At 68.0% G+C, this 15,659-nt stretch carries 14 protein-coding genes and 1 pseudogene; 3 read left to right on the top strand and 12 right to left on the bottom strand.

Annotation, left to right across the window (positions count from 1 at the left end; translation table 11 throughout):
• Positions 1-40: 40 nt before the first annotated feature.
• The 5 genes from FDW83_RS16485 to FDW83_RS16505 all read right to left on the bottom strand — a co-directional run bounded on the left by FDW83_RS16485 (position 41) and on the right by FDW83_RS16505 (position 3,573).
• Entirely contained in the window at positions 41-370 is a 330-nt protein-coding gene (locus tag FDW83_RS16485; protein WP_138139161.1) for a multidrug efflux SMR transporter, read from the bottom strand.
• Positions 367-714, bottom strand: a complete 348-nt coding sequence (locus FDW83_RS16490) for a multidrug efflux SMR transporter (RefSeq protein WP_138139162.1) — start codon at positions 712-714, stop codon at positions 367-369. The genes FDW83_RS16485 and FDW83_RS16490 overlap by 4 nt, the downstream gene beginning before the upstream one ends.
• Positions 711-1,253 (bottom strand): TetR/AcrR family transcriptional regulator, encoded by a 543-nt coding sequence (locus tag FDW83_RS16495; RefSeq protein WP_138139163.1) that lies wholly within the window; start codon positions 1,251-1,253, stop codon positions 711-713. The genes FDW83_RS16490 and FDW83_RS16495 overlap by 4 nt, the downstream gene beginning before the upstream one ends.
• Positions 1,254-1,815: 562 nt before the next feature.
• Positions 1,816-2,754 carry a carbohydrate kinase gene (locus FDW83_RS16500; RefSeq protein WP_138139164.1) on the bottom strand — a complete coding sequence of 313 codons (939 nt, stop codon included), beginning with the start codon at positions 2,752-2,754 and terminating at the stop codon, positions 1,816-1,818.
• Between the two features lie 42 nt (positions 2,755-2,796).
• The gene (locus FDW83_RS16505) at positions 2,797-3,573 is read right to left on the bottom strand and encodes an alpha/beta hydrolase (protein ID WP_138139165.1); all 777 of its coding nucleotides are present in this window, start codon (positions 3,571-3,573) and stop codon (positions 2,797-2,799) included.
• Between the two features lie 56 nt (positions 3,574-3,629).
• Between FDW83_RS16505 and FDW83_RS16510 the strand changes: the two genes are divergently transcribed.
• Both FDW83_RS16510 and FDW83_RS16515 read left to right on the top strand, forming a co-directional pair.
• Positions 3,630-4,274, top strand: a complete 645-nt coding sequence (locus FDW83_RS16510) for a cyclodeaminase/cyclohydrolase family protein (protein WP_138139166.1) — start codon at positions 3,630-3,632, stop codon at positions 4,272-4,274.
• Between the two features lie 91 nt (positions 4,275-4,365).
• The gene (locus tag FDW83_RS16515) at positions 4,366-5,289 is read left to right on the top strand and encodes an AEC family transporter (RefSeq protein ID WP_138139167.1); all 924 of its coding nucleotides are present in this window, start codon (positions 4,366-4,368) and stop codon (positions 5,287-5,289) included.
• 21 nt (positions 5,290-5,310) lie between these two features.
• On the opposite strand, the gene FDW83_RS16520 is transcribed toward FDW83_RS16515, so the two are convergent.
• The 5 genes from FDW83_RS16520 to FDW83_RS16540 form a co-directional block, all read right to left on the bottom strand.
• Entirely contained in the window at positions 5,311-6,693 is a 1,383-nt protein-coding gene (locus tag FDW83_RS16520; RefSeq protein ID WP_138139168.1) for an APC family permease, read from the bottom strand.
• Between the two features lie 279 nt (positions 6,694-6,972).
• Positions 6,973-9,546: an AMP-binding protein gene (locus tag FDW83_RS16525; RefSeq protein WP_138139169.1), complete on the bottom strand. Its 2,574-nt coding sequence runs from the start codon at positions 9,544-9,546 to the stop codon at positions 6,973-6,975.
• Positions 9,547-9,609: 63 nt separating this feature from the next.
• A complete protein-coding gene (locus FDW83_RS16530; RefSeq protein ID WP_138139170.1) occupies positions 9,610-10,764 on the bottom strand; it encodes an ABC transporter ATP-binding protein in 1,155 nt (384 codons plus the stop codon).
• Entirely contained in the window at positions 10,761-12,452 is a 1,692-nt protein-coding gene (locus FDW83_RS16535) for an iron ABC transporter permease (RefSeq protein ID WP_138139171.1), read from the bottom strand. The genes FDW83_RS16530 and FDW83_RS16535 overlap by 4 nt, the downstream gene beginning before the upstream one ends.
• Complete coding sequence (locus FDW83_RS16540; RefSeq protein WP_138139172.1) at positions 12,449-13,471, bottom strand: extracellular solute-binding protein; 1,023 nt, start codon at positions 13,469-13,471, stop codon at positions 12,449-12,451. The genes FDW83_RS16535 and FDW83_RS16540 overlap by 4 nt, the downstream gene beginning before the upstream one ends.
• A 191-nt stretch (positions 13,472-13,662) precedes the next feature.
• On the opposite strand from FDW83_RS16540, the gene FDW83_RS16545 reads away from it, so the two are divergent.
• Positions 13,663-14,772, top strand: coding sequence for a GTP pyrophosphokinase family protein (locus tag FDW83_RS16545; protein WP_138139173.1), 1,110 nt, complete (start codon positions 13,663-13,665; stop codon positions 14,770-14,772).
• Positions 14,773-14,778: 6 nt separating this feature from the next.
• Here FDW83_RS16545 and FDW83_RS16550 read toward each other — a convergent pair whose 3' ends face one another.
• Both FDW83_RS16550 and FDW83_RS16555 read right to left on the bottom strand, forming a co-directional pair.
• Positions 14,779-15,357, bottom strand: a complete 579-nt coding sequence (locus FDW83_RS16550; RefSeq protein WP_138139174.1) for a hemerythrin domain-containing protein — start codon at positions 15,355-15,357, stop codon at positions 14,779-14,781.
• A gap of 142 nt (positions 15,358-15,499) precedes the next feature.
• Positions 15,500-15,659: pseudogene (locus FDW83_RS16555) on the bottom strand (xylose isomerase); the annotation flags it as partial.

Consider the following 15,659-nt stretch of genomic DNA (forward strand, 5'->3'; position numbering starts at 1 on the left):
ACCTCGGCTTGCCTGCCAGCCGGTTTATGCGACGCTGCCGCTAATGCGCATGACGGGCACCGATCTCAACGATGAGCACCCCTGCGGAAATGAGCAGGATCCCGCAAGCCATGGTTGGCGTCAGCGGCTCCTCGAACAGCACACGGCTGGCGATGGCCGTCAAAGCGACGCCGCACGCCACCCAGACGCCGTACCCGACCCCCAGGGGAAGGCCCTCGGCAAGGGCGAGGCCAAGGAAACCGAAGGCGCTGGCGTAGCCGGCCACAATGGGGACCAGCCACACCTTCTTTTTCAGCCCTTCAGAGGCGCGCAAGGACATGGTGGCGGCCACTTCGGTGAGGATGGCCAGGCCGAGGAGGAACCAGGTCATGCTTGCTCCTCCTGCTTGGCGTGGGCCTTCTGCGAACCCACTTCAACGGTGATGACGCCCGCCAGGATGAGCACCATACCGGCCCCCATGAGCCAAGTGAGCGGCTCGTCGAAGATACTGGCCGAGAGCAGCGCGGTGGCCGTGACGCCGCCTGCTCCCCAGGCGCCGTACGCGACGCTGATGGTCATGCCCAGCCGCAGGCACACGCTCAGCAGGAAGAAGGCTGTTACGTATCCAAACACCACCACGAGGTACCAGCCAGGCGCCTCGATGGCGGCCTTGAGGGCAAGCGTGGCGCTGACCTCCGTGATGATTGCTCCAGCGAGGCACAGCCATCGCTTCATTGCGCGTCTCCTTCGGGAACGAGATCGAGGATGGAGGCCAGGATCAGGGCGCGCTCAGCAGGGTCCGGCGATGACACGCCGCTGGCCTGCGCCGCCCAGAAACCATCAGCCGCCAGCCGGGCAGTTGCCAGCCGGGCGCGCTGCTCCGGCGGCGTTCCGGCCGGAATATCCAGCCAGGGGTCGAGATGCCGCGCCCAGGCTTCCTGCAGTTCGGCCTTGTACGCCGAGTGGAACCACAGTGCCCATTCGGCGCGCATGTTTTGGCCGTCGGCTGCTACCTGGATGTACGAACGGTAACGCGCAGTAACAGTGGCCCTGCCCTCCCCCAGGAGGTCCGCCATCCTCCGTTCCAGCTGGCAGGCGGCGTACTCGACCAGGGCAACCATGAGGGCGTCCCGGTTGGGGAAGTGGTACATCAGTCCCGGCTTGGTCACTCCGGCTTCGGAGGCCACGGCATCAAGGGTGATGGCAGCCCCCTGGCTGCTGGCGGCCACACGCAAACCCGCCTCAAGAATCCCCGGGCGCTGACTTTCCCTCACCCTGAAACTTTACCATCCGGAAGGTAAAGTTCCGGCGGCCGCCAGCGAAAGGGAAAGCCGCTGCCGGAAGACCTTTCGTGACTCTCCGCGACGCCGCGTTTCGCTTTCGCGTCGTCCCGTGAACGCCTGCTACAGGACTGATTGTGGGCCTGCGGGGCGCTCCGTAATCTCAACTCAGCATCCCCCCAGCAAAAGGAAGACCCAATGGCAAAACCCCAGGACAAGCGTCCGCTGAACCAGGAAAGCTCCACCCGCATGGCGGCACGAAGCTCAGCACGCAGGTCTTCAACGCGGGCCCCGCCGCCATCGAGGCGCTGAAAGCCGCCGCCATTGACCACCAAGCAGGCCAACATCAGCGGCATCTTCGACCTGAGGGCGCTCAACGAAGTGACGGGCGAAAAGACCTCTGCAGCGGGACTCGGCAAGGAGTAACGCGGCTGGCACGCTCTCTCAGTTCCTGCAGCAAACCGGCCAACGCTCTCTCACTTTCGATCAGGAGGTGAGAGAGCGATGGGCGTTTATATGCGATAGGTGAGAGAGCGTCGCTGGCCGCCGAACCCGCCTAACCCTCCACATGCCCGTTCAGCTCGGCCCGGGTCGGCGGGTTTGCGCCGGGCCGGGACACGGTGACGGCGGCGGCGCGGGCGGCGTGGGACAGGAGTTCCGCCAGGCCCTCGGCCGGGAGTTCGCGCAGGTCCTTGCGGTTCTGTGCACCGTCCAGGCCGCGGTCCACCAGCCCGGAAAGCAGCGCGGCCATGAAAGAATCGCCGGCGCCCACGGTGTCCGCCACGTCCACGCGCGGTGCCGGGACCTCGGCCTCGCCGGCGGCGGTGATGCCCCAGGGCCCCGCCGCCCCGCGCGTCACCACCACCATGGCAGGCCCCTCGGAACCGCCGAGCGCCAGCCACTTCCGGGCCGAATCGAGCACGTCCTGTCCGGGGTACAGCCACTCGAGGTCCTCGTCGGACGCCTTCACCACGTCCGCGAGGGACACAAACTTCTCGGCCTGCCGGCGCGCGTAGTCCACATCGGTAATGATGCTCGGCCGGCAGTTGGGGTCGAAGCTGATGGTCGCGCGCGGGTGGGCGTATTCGACGGCGGCCAGGACTTCGGTGGCGCCCGGCGCCAGCATCGTGGCGATGGAGCCGGTGTGCAGCAGCGTGGTGCCCTGCAGCATAAAGGCAAGCCGGTCCGCGATGCCGGGAAGCTGCCAGGTGAGGTCGAAGGTGTAGGAGGCGGCGCCGTCGTCGTCAATCAACGCGGTGGCCACACTCGTGGGCAGCTCATCCGGCCCCAGCGGGAGCATGACCGAGCTGGACCGCAGGTGCGCGGCCACCGAATCCCCGTAAGCGTCCCGGCCGTAGCGGCCGATGAACTGCACGGGATGGTCCAGGCGGGCCAGGCCCACCGCCACGTTCAGCGGGCTGCCGCCCACGTGCGCCTCGATGCCGGAAGCGCGCTGGACAACGTCAACAAGGCCTTCGCCGATAACTGTGAGCATGGTCATACTCTGCCAGAAGAGGTCTGCGGGATGCAGTTTGCGTCAGACCACCAGTTCCAGCACCAGTTCCCGGCACTTCCGGTAGGCCGCCGTGTCCGGGTCGATCAGCTCATAGTGATCCCCGGGCACGGTGACCAGCTGCGCGGGCACGCCGCCGGCCCGGCCGGCGTCCACATAGGAGGTGGACAAGGCAAGCGGGACGTCGTCGTCCTCCTCGGCATGCACGGCGTAGACGGGGACGTCCAGCGGCAGGGCGAACATGGGATCCGCCTCCCGGTGACGCTCCGGGAATTCCGACGACGGCCCGCCCAGCAGGTTGGCCACGGCGCCGTTGCTGAGGTTGAGCCTTTCAGCCTCAGCAAGGTTCAGGAGGCCCGACTGGCTCACCACCCCGGTAAGCCGGACGCCGTCATTCCTGGTCCCGGCCCAGCCGGGACGCCCCGGCCTGTCCCTGCCGGCGGCCCAGACCGCGAGGTGGCCGCCGGCGGAATGCCCCAGCGCCACCACCTTGCGCAGGTCCAGGTTATGCAAGCCCGCAAGCCCGGCAAGCTTGTCGATGCCGGCCAGGATGTCCTGGAAGGTGCCGGGCCAGCCACCGCCGTTCCCCGCCCGCCGGTACTCGAGGTTCCAGGCGGCAATGCCCTGTCCGGCCAGGTCCGTCGCGAGCGGCGCCCCCAATTCCGCGCCGTACTGCGCGCGCCAGTAGCCGCCGTGGATCACCACCACCACGCCCCTGGGTGCCGTGCCCGGGGCACTGCCGGGCAGGAACAGCTCGCCCCACTGGCTGGGGTCCTCGCCGTACTGGTAGCGGTGCCGCATGTGCCGAGACTACAGGGCACGTTTGAGCCCGGGCATTTGTGGGCATGCTTTCAACCATGGAACCGTCTGAGTCAGTCACCAGCCAAGAGTCGACAGTTGAAGAATGGACGCGCGCGCTGGCCGAGTCCACCGGCTCGCCCGGCGGCGGCGCCGGAACCGGCGTGATGCTCTCCGTGGCGGCATCGCTGACCTCCATGGTTGCCGGGTACAGCGAGGGCGACCAGGTGGAAGCGGTCCGCGGGCGGGCACGGGCCCTCCGGAGCGAAGCGTTGCGGCTCGCGGATGAGGATGCGACGGCGTCCCGGGCCTTTGGCGCCGCCTTCCGGCTGGAGAAGGGGCCGGAGCGGGATGAGGCAATCCGGCAGGCGTCGGTGGACGCCGCGAAATCATCCGCGGTCCTGGGCGAGCGGGCCCTCCAGGCCATCGACGACCTGGCCTGGCTGGCAGAGAACGGCAACCCGGCACTCATCGCCGATACCGTCGTCGCGTTCGGTGCGCTCCGTGCCGCAGTGGCCGGCGCCCGCACCAACGTCAGTTTCGACCTCGCGTCGCTCCGTTCCGCCGGCACCACTTTGGAGGAAGTCCGCGAACAGCACCCGGACCTGTGGGCTGCAGTGCAGCGGCTCACCTCGGCCCTCGAGCGGATTGACAGCCTGACCGCCGGAATTGATGACCGGGCCGCTCCCACCGATAGCATCTGACGGGCGGGTTTCCCCGACGTGGGTGCCGCCCGGATGGATTACCGCGTCCGCATACGGATCGGCGGGCGGGACTGACTAGAGGACAGCATTCTTGGACGGCGTCTTAAAAGGCTTCTTTGTGGTGGGCGCCGTGATGCTCGTCGGCTACATCCTGGGCAAGACGAACGCGCTGGGCCCGCACGGAACCAAGGTGCTGTCCACCCTGACCTTCCTGGTGGGCCTGCCCAGCCTGATGTTCTCCATGATCGCCACCCGGCACATCTCGGACGTGCTGAGCGAGACCGGACTGATCTCCGTGGCCACCGCCGCCGCCATGATGATCCTGTTCGCCATCATCGGCGCGGCCGCCAGATGGGGCGTGCGGAAAACGACCATCGGGGCGCTGGCCACCGGCATCGTGAACTCCACCAACCTCGGCGTTCCGCTGTCCCAGTATGTGCTGGGAAGCGCCGCCTACGTCACGCCCATCATGCTGTTCCAGCTCGCCATCGTCACCCCGATCGCCCTCACCATCCTGGACCTCAGCAACCCCGACGGCGAAAAACCGTCTGCCGGGCGCATCCTCGCCACGCCCTTCCGCAACCCCGTGACAGTGGCGGCCATCCTCGGGATCGTGGTCAGCGCCGTCGGGATCCAGGTCCCTGAACTGGTGCTGGATCCGCTGAAGCTCATCGCGCAGGTCACCGTCCCGCTGATGCTGATCATCTTCGGCATGTCGCTGCACGGGCTCTCACCCCGCGGCTCCAGCGGCGACGCCGCCCCCACCACTGTGGCCGTCATCCTCAAATCCGCCATGCAGCCGGTCGCGGCCTGGCTGCTCGCCCGCTACGTCTTCCAGCTGGACGGCTTCAGCACGTTCGTGGTCACCGCGTGCGCCATCCTCCCCACCGGACAGAACGTGGTGTTGTACGCCGTCCGGTACCGGGTGGGGCAAAGCCTGGCGCAAACGACGGCGGTAGTCACCTCGGTGCTGGCCGTTCCGCTGCTGCTGGCCGCGGCATGGCTGATGAACTGAGCGCCTGGAGGCAGTCCGGCCCTAGGCGCCCTCGAGTTCCAGGTGCGGCGTGGGCCGGCGGAACCCGCGGGTCAGGACGGCAAGGTACACCAGGCCAAGCCCCGCCCAGCTCAGGCCCAGGGAGAAGGACAGCCCGCTCAAACTGGTCCAGAGCCAGAGGGTCAGGACCAGTCCCGTGCCGGGCAGCAGCAGGTTGTTGAGCAGGCCCCTTGGTCCGCGCTGCTTCCCGTTGATGAAGTAGTGCTTGATGACGGAAAGGTTGACCACCGAGAAGGCCACCAGGGCCCCGAAGCTGATGAGCGAGGAGACGGTGGTCAGGTCCAGCACCAGGGCAAGCAGCGCCACTGCGGAGGTCAGGACGATGGGGACCACAGGCGTACCCAGGCGGGGGTGGAGCCGGCCAAGGACCCCGGGAAGGACCCCGCTGCGGCCCATCGAGTGGATGATGCGCGAGACCGAGGCCTGGGAGGTCAGGGCGGAGCCGAGGCTTCCGGCAATGTACGCGGAGGTGAAGAAGGCGACAAGGAGGTTCCCGCCGGCTTTGCCCACAACCTCGATTGCTGCGGAATCCGGGCTGGCAAAACTTCCCACCGGCAGCAGCTGGTGGCTGATGTACGCGAGCGCCAGGAAGATGAGCCCGGCCAGGACCGTGGTCAGCATGATGGCCTTGGGGATGGTCCGGCGGGGATCCTTTGCCTCCTCGGCGAAGGTGGAGACGGCGTCGAAACCCAGGTAGGAGAGGCAGAGGATGGCGGCGCCGGCCATGATGGGCGAAAAGCCCTCCGCGCCGTCCACTCCGGTGAAGGGTGCCAGGAGATCCACCGCGCCCATGCCCGTGACGGACACGGAGGCCAGGACCACGAAGAGCACAATGAACAGGCCTTGGAGCCCCACCACCACGTAATTCGCGCGCGCAACCGCGGTGATGCCAACGAGGTTCAGCACGGTCACGGCCACGATGGACACCACAATGAAGAGCCAGGCCGGCACGGCCGGGAAGGCGGCGTTGAGGTAGATGCCGATCAGCAGGTAGTTGATCATCGGCAGGAGCAGATAGTCGAGCAGCAGCGACCACCCAGCCAGAAAGCCGAACCCGGGGCCGAAGGAACGGGTTGCGTAGGTGTAGGCAGAGCCGCCGAACGGGAAGGCCTTGGCCATCCGCCCATAGGACCGGGCGGTGAAGAGCATCACAACCAACGCGGCGGCATAGGCCGCTGAAAGCCGGCCCCCGGTCAGCTCCACCACAATGCCGTACGTACTGAAGATAGTGAGGGGCACCATGTACACGAGCCCCAGCAGGACCAGCGACGGGATCCCCAGGACACGGCGCCACCCGGTGCCGGGAGTTCCAGGACTTTGATGGTTTGCCTCGAGCGGGGCTCGGGTGTCAGATGCGGAGCTCATGGTGGTTCCTAGGGGTTCGGGCCTCCGGCGCGGGGGCGGCACTGGCAGGTGAAGCGGGCTGGGGATGCTGGCGGGAACGCGGCCACGCCGTTGTTGGCCGCAACCCTGCGGGTGGTTTCGATGATGCTTGGTCAAGTCCAACCGCCGCATCCGCAATAAATGAATGGGGTTCATTTAGTAAAGCAGTGACGCCGCTCACGGTCAAGGGCCGCTAAAGTGTTACGCCGGCCAGCAAGAAGCCCCGGCCGCGTGGAGCAGCCGGGGCTTCGGGAACAGGAATCAGCCGGGATTATGGACCGCGGAAGAGCCGGGGGTTCCCCGCAAAACCCCGCCGAACCTGGACCACGCTTCCGCAGCGGCGCCGGGCAGCCACCGGCAAAGGGCCCAGTACCCGACGCCGACCAGAAGGGAACCCGCCACGGCCAGGACCGGGTTGATGGGCAGCAGCACCGGGTAGACCAGCCAGTGCGTCAGGTAGATGTACAGAGAGGCCGCGGCCAGCCGGCCCGTGACGCGGCGCAGGAACGCAGGCACTGGCAGCGCCGGCAGCCAGACGAGGAGCAGGATGCCCGCGGCCACGGTCGCCTCCCGCACGGTGCTGTTGAAGAAGCCGGGCAGGGTCAGCAGGGTGATGGCGGAAACCGTCACCCGGTGCAAATGGGTCCGGGCACGGCCGAGCGCCCAGCCCAGCGCGAAGATCCAGAACACCGGCGGAGGCACGGGCAGGCCGGGATCCACGATGTCGAACCGGCTCAGCAGGCCGATCCCCACGAGGCCGAGCGCGAAGGCGAAGGGCGCACGCCGCTCCCAGCGGTCCACCCAGGGGACCGCCATGAGCGCGGCCATGGCCAGCAGGATGTACACGAGCAGCTCGATGAACCAGAAGTGCCACTGGGTGGTTACTTCCGCGGGCCCCACCATGGCATTGAGCAGGAAGATGTTGGCCACCGTGTAGTGGTCGGTCAGCAGGTAGGCCAGCGCGATGAACGCCACGGACGGCACCACGATCCGCGCCGTACCCCGCAGCTGGCGGCGGAGCCGCGGGCCGCGCTCCTCGGCCAGCTGGAACCGGGCAAAGTTGTAGCCGGCTACGGCGAAGAGCAGGTGGGCGGTCTGGAACATAAAAAGCTCCACGTGCGTGGCAACGATGCACACGATCGCCGCGGCGCGGAGCACAATCGAGGTCTCCAGGAAGGACACCAGGCGCCGCCGCTTCGGCTTCCGGCGGCGCTCCAGCTCCTGCACGGGCAGCAGGTGCCAATCCGGCGGCAGCTGCCCCAGCACCTGCTCCAGCCGCACGGATACCGCCACATAGGAAAGGGAGTCGCCGTCCAGGGAGACGAACGTGTCGTTATCGCCCACGGAGGAACATTCCAGCGCCTCCATGAAGATACGCCGGACGTCGGCGGGGCCTTCCGCTGCCGGTTCCGCGGGCGCAGCGCCGGCTCCGGCAAGCGCAGGGTCAACGGCGGGCGCGGGCATCCCCAGCGCCAGGACTGCCGGGTAGTCCACCTTGCCGGTGCCGAGCCGGGGCAGGGCCTCAACCGGATGGATCACGACGGCGGCGCGGGGCAGCCCGAGCGTGCCGGCCAGGGCTTTGGCGAGCAGGCCGCCGTCGTGGTCGCCTTCAACGGCGGCCACCAGGCCGTCATCCGAGCCGGCGGCAGCCGCCGTGATCCCCATGTCGGCGAAAATGCGTTCCACCTGCCCGAGGTCCACGCGCAGGCCCACGATCTTCACGAACCGGCTGCGCCGGCCCACCACCTCGTACAGTCCGTTGGAATGTTGCCGGGCGAGGTCCCCGGTGCGGAGCTCGTGGACTTCCCGGCCCAACGCCAGGTCCGCCGGCTGCTCCGCATAGCCAAGCATCACGTTGGGGCCGCTGTACACCAGCTCGCCGTCGGCCAGGTCCTCGACCGGCTCGATGCGGAAGAAACCGCCCGGCACGGGCACCCCGATGGTCCCGGCATGGTCGGCAGCAAGGTCCGGCGGCAGGTACGCCATCCGCGCTGTCGCCTCCGTCGCCCCGTACATCACAAACAGGTCCCACCCGCGGCGCTGCCCCGTCTCCGCCCAGGCCCGGACCTTTTCCGGCGCCAGCCGCCCGCCGGCCTGCGTCACGTAGCGCAGGTGGGGCAGGTCCTTTTCCGCGAAGCCCACCCGCTCCAGGAGGTCGAACGTGTAGGGCACGGCGGCGAAGGAGGTGGCGCGCCGGCTGCGGAAGAGGTCCCAGAAGCAGGGGTCCACCACCGACAGGTCCGTGAGCACCAGCCCGGCCCCGCGGATGAGGTGGCTGTTGATGACCGAGAGACCGTAGCAGTAGTGCAGCGGCAGGGTGGTGGCCGCGCGGTCCTCCGGCCCGATATGCAGGTAGTCGGCGATGGCCTCGGCGTTGGCTGTGAGGTTGCCGTGCGAGAGCCGCACCAGCTTGGGCGAACCCGTGGAACCCGAGGTGCTGAGCAGCAGGGCAAGGTCCGGATGCAGCTCATGCCGGGTACCGGCGCGCCGCTCCTCCAGCAGCGGGACGCCATCGCCTCCGCCGGAACGCAGGAGCACGTCCGGATCGTAGGCGCCCACCAGCGACGCCAGGGCCTCGGGCTTGTCCGCCGGCGCCAGCAGGAGGGGGTGGCCCGCGGACAAGGCGGCAAGGTAGCCGACCAGCGAGTCAAGATCGTTGCGGGCGGCCAGCACCACAAGACGGCGTTCGGTACCGAGCCGGGCTGCGGCCGCGTCAACGCGCAAGGCAAGCTCCCGGTAGGAGATGGTGCCTTCGGGGGTGAGGATTGCCGGACGGTCACCGTGGCGGGCGAGGTCCGTGAAGGCGACCCGGGCGAGGTCCGGCTGGGCGGTCATCGCGTTACCTTGGCGGGGAAAGCGGGCATGGGGATGGCCTAACTTGATGGCGGGGTGGTGGTGCTACTGGATGGGCAGGGGCAGCCGCGGCTGCAGGGAGGTCCCCGGCGGCGGGGACGTGATGGCGTGGTCGCCCAGCAGCAGCGTGGGCTTTGTGCCTGCCGCCACGGTGACGGCAACGGGAGTTCCGACGGGATGGCGGACGGTGTGGGGCTGCCACGAGCGGACGGTCCGTCCCGAGGCGAGCGTGACGTAGTGGAGCACGAAGGGCCCGTGGTATTCGACGGCCGACACGCGGGCCGGCGAATTTGGGTCCGGCTGAAGGGCCACCTCGTGGGGCCGCAGCACCACGTCCACGTCTGCTTCGTTGTTGGCCCATCCGGGAACGGTGGACACGACGCCGATTTCGCAGGTCAGCAGGGCGCGGTGCACATGGGCGGGGAGGAAGTCGGCGTCACCCATAAAGGACGCCACGAACCGGGTGGCCGGCTGTTCGAAGACCTTCTCCGGCGTGTCCGCCTGCTCGATCACGCCGCCGCGCATCACCACCACACGGGTGCCTACGGAGAGCGCCTCGGTCTGGTCGTGAGTGACCAGCACGCCTGTGGTGCCGGCTTCCTTGAGGGTGGCCACGGTGTCCCGCCGCACCTGGGCGCGGAGGGATTCGTCCAGGCTGGAGAAGGGTTCGTCCAGGAGTACGACGGCGGGGCGGGGCGCCAGGGCGCGTGCCAGGGCCACGCGCTGCTGCTCGCCGCCCGAAAGTTCGTGCGGGTACCGGGCGGCCAGGTGGGCAAGCCGCACAAGGTCGAGGACCTCCCCGGTCCGCGCCCGCCGATCGCCGCGGCCCAGCCGGTCCAGGCCGAACTCTATGTTCTGCGCCACGGTCATGTGCGGGAACAGTGCGTAGTCCTGGAACACCAGGCCCACCCGCCGCCGCTCGGGTTCAACGAACCGGCGTTTGTCCGCCACCACGTCCCCGGCAACGCAGATGGTGCCCCGGTCCGGTCGCTCCAGGCCGGCAGCGAGGCGAAGCGTAGTCGACTTGCCGCAGCCGGACGGACCGATGAGGGTGACCAGCTCGCCGGCCGGAATGGCGAGGTCCACGCCCTCCACGCCCGTGGTGGCCCCGTAGTGCTTGCTGACGCCCTCGAACACCAGGGCGGCCGGAGCGCTCTCCTGCACGGCAGGACGCTGCAGTCTTCCGACGCGGATGGTCATGCTGGGGCCTTTCCATGCGTTTCAAGCCGGCGCGCCTGCCGGACCAGGACCAGGACGGGAAGGATGGCCGCCGCGACAATCACCAGCGCCGGCAGCGAGGCCTTTTCCCAGAAGTTTTCGCGGGCAAGCTCGTAAACCCAGACGGCCGCCGTCGTAAATCCGAAAGGCCGCAGCAGCAGCACAATGGGCAGCTCCTTGACGGCGTCGATCGCCACCAGCATCAGCGCCACGGCAATCCCGGACCTGGCCAGGGGAACATGCACGCGGGCCAGGATGCGCGCGGGCGCTGCGCCCAGGCTGAGCGCGGAGAAGGTGAGGGTGGACGGGATTTTGGCGAAGCTGGCGTCCACTGACTGGTAGGCCGGCGCGAGGAAGCGGATCACGTAGGCGTACAGGATGCCCAGGACCGAACCGGTGACGAGCAGCCCGGTGCCGCCGGGTACCCCGGCCGCCTCGAGGGCACTGTCCAGGGCCGCGAAGGAGATGAGCACGCCGATGCCCACCACCGCGCCCGGGACGGCATAGCCGAAGGTCGTGAGCTGGGCCGCGGAGGAGGCGAACCTGCCGCCGCTGAGCCGCACGCCGTGCCCCACCGCAACGGAAAGGATGACGCAGGCCGCGGCGGTGACGGCGGCCACCAGGAGCGTGTTGATGATGTACTGCCCGAACCGCGGGTCCGCCAGGAAGCCGGGGTTCTTGACCGCCCCGCCCACCGCCCAGGCCAGCAACTGGAGCACGGGAATCAAAAAGCCCGTGCTGACCGCCGCCATGCACAGGGCGGCGGCACCCCAGCCGCGTCCGCCGTCGAGCCTCTGCGGCTGCAGGCCCTGTCCGCGCCCGCCCTGGCGGTGGTAGCGGGCCCGGCCGCGCAGGACACGCTCCCCCGCGAGCACGGCGACGGCGAACAGCAGCACCAGAACGGCCAGCTGGGTTGCGGCGTGGAAGTTGAAGGTGCCCTTCCAGACCAGGTAGACGCCCACGGAAACGGTCTGGACGTTGAAGTACTGCACCGTGGCGAAGTCGGTCAGCGTCTCCATCATCACCAGGGCCATGCCCGCCGCCAGCGACGGCCGGGCAAGCGGCAGCAGGACCCGCCGGAACGCCCCGCTCCGGCCCGCACCCAGCGTCCGGGCCGCATCGTATGTGCCCGCCGTGTGCTCCATCAGCGCGGTGCGCGCCAGGAGGTAGACGTAGGGGTAGAGGGACAGCGACATCACCAGGATTGCGCCCGGCAGGGACCGGACCTCCGGCACCCAGACCCCGGCGCCGAACACCCCGCGCAGTGCCGTCTGCACCGGCCCGGACACGTCGAACACGGAGAGGAAGACGAACCCCAGGATGTAGGCGGGCACGGCCAGCGGCAGGACCAGCAGCCAGACAAACACATTCCGCAGCGGGAAACGGTAGGCCGTGACCAGCCAGGCCAGCCCGCCGCCCACCAGCAGCGAGCCCGCGGCGACACCGAGCATCAGCAGCAGGGTGGTGAGCACCATCCCGGGAAGGTCCCGCGGCGGGGCCGTGCTGCCCAGGCTGCCGAGCCCGTCCAGGACCACCGCCAACACGGGCGTGACCACCACCGCGGCCACCACGACGACGAGGGCGGACCACGCGGGGCGCCCTGCACCGGCCGCCCGGCGGGGGCGGCGCTTCGGCGTCCCCGCTTCTGCGAGGACAGCCGTTTCGGTCACTTGTATCCGGCCTCGGCGAGCAGATCGACGGCCTCGGCGTTGAGGTCGCCGTAGGCTTCGGCGTTCAGCGGCATGCGCTTGAACTCGCCGAACCCGGCGATGACGGGCTCGGGCTTGGCGGCCGGGTTGGCCGGGAACTCGTGGTTGGCGTCCACGAAGGCGTTCTGGCCCTTTGTGGCCAGCCACTCGATGAGCTGCTGTGCTTCCCCGGCGTTGTCCGAGCCGGCCACCACGCCCGCGCCGGAAATGTTCACGTGGGTTCCGGCGCCCTGCTGGCTGGCCCAGTAGAGGTCCACCTTGAAGTCCGGCTTCTCCTCGAGAGTGCGGGCCAGGTAGTAGTGGTTGTTGATGCCCACGTCGCAGGTGCCCGCGTCAATGGCTTCAAGCAGCAGCACGTCGTTGCTCATGATCTGCACGTCGTTGGCCACCCAGCCCTTGGCGATCTCCAGGGCCTTCTCCCGGCCGTGGAGCCCGATCAGGCTGGCGACGAGGGACTGGGTGTAGGAGGAGGTGGCGTCCCGCATGCACAGGCGCCCCTTCCACTTGGGGTCGGTGAGGCCGGCATAGGTGTCCGCCGCGTCGAACTCGGCGGGATCCACGTTGTTGGGGTTGTAGGTGATGGTGCGGGCCCGCATGGCCAGGCCGAACCAGCGTCCCTGCGGGTCGCGGAGGTCCTCCGGCACCGCTTCGTTCAGGGTTGCGGAGTCGACGGCGGCAAGCTCGTCCTGGCGGGCGGCGTTCCACAGGTTGCCCGCGTCCACGGTCATGAAGACGTCCGCCGGGGAATCCTCCCCTTCGGCCTTGAGCCGCTCCAGGAGCTCGGCGTCGTCGCCCGAGATGAACTCCACGGAAATGCCGGTTTCGTCAGTGAACTGGCCGAAGGCGCCCTCGAGGTCGTAATGGCGGGCCGAGTAGATCTGGAGGTCGGCCGGCTGTCCGCCGATGATGCCGCAGCCGGTCAGTGCAGCCGTAACGGCTGCAAGGCTTGCGGTGGCAGCGATCAAGCGTCGAATGGGCACGGGTGGAGCTCTTCTCACAAGGGGCGGCACTGCCGCAAGGCGAATTTGGCAAGGTAAGGCTATCTTAATTCGGCGTGGCTGCTTGAACTGTGAAGCCAAAGAGACAACCCTGGCCGCCTCCCGCCGTCGTCCTGCTCCAGCACCCCGCGGCAAAACAGGTGCCTGTCGTGCCCCCGCCGTAAGCTGGGACCATGCCGAGCAATTGGGAAAACCTGGACGCGCCGCTGCGCGAATCCGTGCAGCACAACGTGGAGATTTACGAGCGCGTCCGGCCCACCCTGAAGCTGGTGACCAAGGACGTCCTGCTGCAGATGCGGGGCATGCTGAAGGACACCGAGGTTACGCCGCTGTTCGTCACGGGGCGGACCAAAACGGTGGAATCGTTCAAGGAAAAGATTTCACGCACAGAGGATCCGCTGGAACCGGGCGGTCCCCGGGTGCTGAAATTCCCGGACCCGTTCCGGACCCTCAATGACATGGTGGGTATCCGGGTCATCACCAAACTGCCGGCCGAGAACGCAGCCGTGGCAAACCTGATCAAGCGCCAGCGCCAGCTGTTCGACTGCCGGGGCGACCGGGAAAAGGACATCGGCTCCATCGAATCCGGCACCTACGGGTACTCCAGCCGGCACCTGATCCTGCGGACCATCCAGAACGAGGCTGTCAAAGAGTACCAGCAGGTCTTCAACCCGGACATCGCCCCGAACGGCAGCTACTTCTTCGAGTGCCAGATCCGCACCATTTTCGCCCACGCCTGGAGCGAGATCGAGCACGACATCCGGTTCAAGGCCGAGGACCCGCGGGCCTGGACGCCGCATTTCGACCGCCAGTTCACGGCGACTGCCGCCATGCTGGAAACGGTGGAGACGGCCTTCGCGGACCTGCACGAGCGCTACGAGGAAGTCCGCAGCTTCTGGGACATGGCCGGCGAGGGCGCCGCGCCGCTGACGCCCAACAGGATCCGGGACGTCTGGCGGACTTTACTCCCGCACGTCGACCGCAAGGTGGACGACGATTGGGGCTGGGCCGCCGAACTGCTGGCCGCCCACGGCCTCAACCAGACCATGCAGCTGGCAGGGCTGCTCAGCGCCAACCGCATCACGGAGGTCCGCAAGGCCCTGGACCACCGCTACTCCCCCGGCCCGGACCGGCTGCTCGATGACCTGCTGCTGTGGCAGTACGGCACCAAGCACATCGACCTCACCGCGGAAGCGCCCGACGCCGTCCCGCACCCGAGGCGCGACAGCCTCCTGCGTCGGTTGAAGCAGATCGAGCGCTACCGGATGACCAAGAAGAATTAGCTGGTTTTACGAGCCGGTGCTCCGTTTCTTGAGCTTGTCCAGGAGCCGGTCCACCATGCCCACGCCGGGTCCCACCGTCTTGTGGAACAGTTCGGAGTGCGGGGCGCTGGGATGCGGCCTGGTGGGTGCCAGCTTTTTCGCCTTCTCCACCTTCCCGCCCATTTCTACGAGTTTTTCGCGCGGGATGTGAAGCCGGAGCTTGGGAAACTGTTCGCTTTCCTCGTCGCCGGCGTGGTGCGTCAGTTGCGCCTCAAGCTCGCGCACCAGTTCAATAAAGGCCTGGTCTGCCGGCTCCGCTTTCTCAAGCTGCTTCATCAGCTTGACGATGTCGTCGTGCTCCTTTTTGTCGTGTTCCACTTCCTCTTTGCCGTTGGGCACGTGGTCTTCGATTGCAGGGTAGACATACATTTCCTCGGCGACGGCGTGGCGCATCACCTCGGCGATCAAGGTGTCGGCGAGGTCCCTGCGCCGGCCTTCGTCAGAGGTGCCGTGGATCTGCCCGATCAGCGCCATCATCTCCTGGTGATCGGCGGTCAGGATGTCCACAACATCCACGCTGGTTCCTGCGGAATTGGTATCACTCATGAGCTGCCCCTCCTCCTGGATCGCTTCTTCTAAGCGACATGGGACGGCCAAAGTACCACGGGCCAGGAGCCCGATCCATAGGTGGAAACCCCCTGTACCCGCTGCGGCCAGCGGGTACAGGGGGAGCATGCATGCCCTTCCGTCAGCGGGCGCCGAGGAGGTGTTCGATGGCGAGCTGGTTGAGGCGGATGAATGCGAAGGAGCGTTCGGCGGCTTTGTCGGCGTTGAAGTCCTCGAAGGCTGCGGGGTCGTTGAGGAGGTCGGTGGTGGTTTCACCGGTGGCGAGGGTGGGTTCGCCGAGC

Origin of the sequence: Pseudarthrobacter sp. NamE2, assembly GCF_005796205.1 — a bacterium.
In the GTDB taxonomy this organism is placed as follows: domain Bacteria; phylum Actinomycetota; class Actinomycetes; order Actinomycetales; family Micrococcaceae; genus Arthrobacter.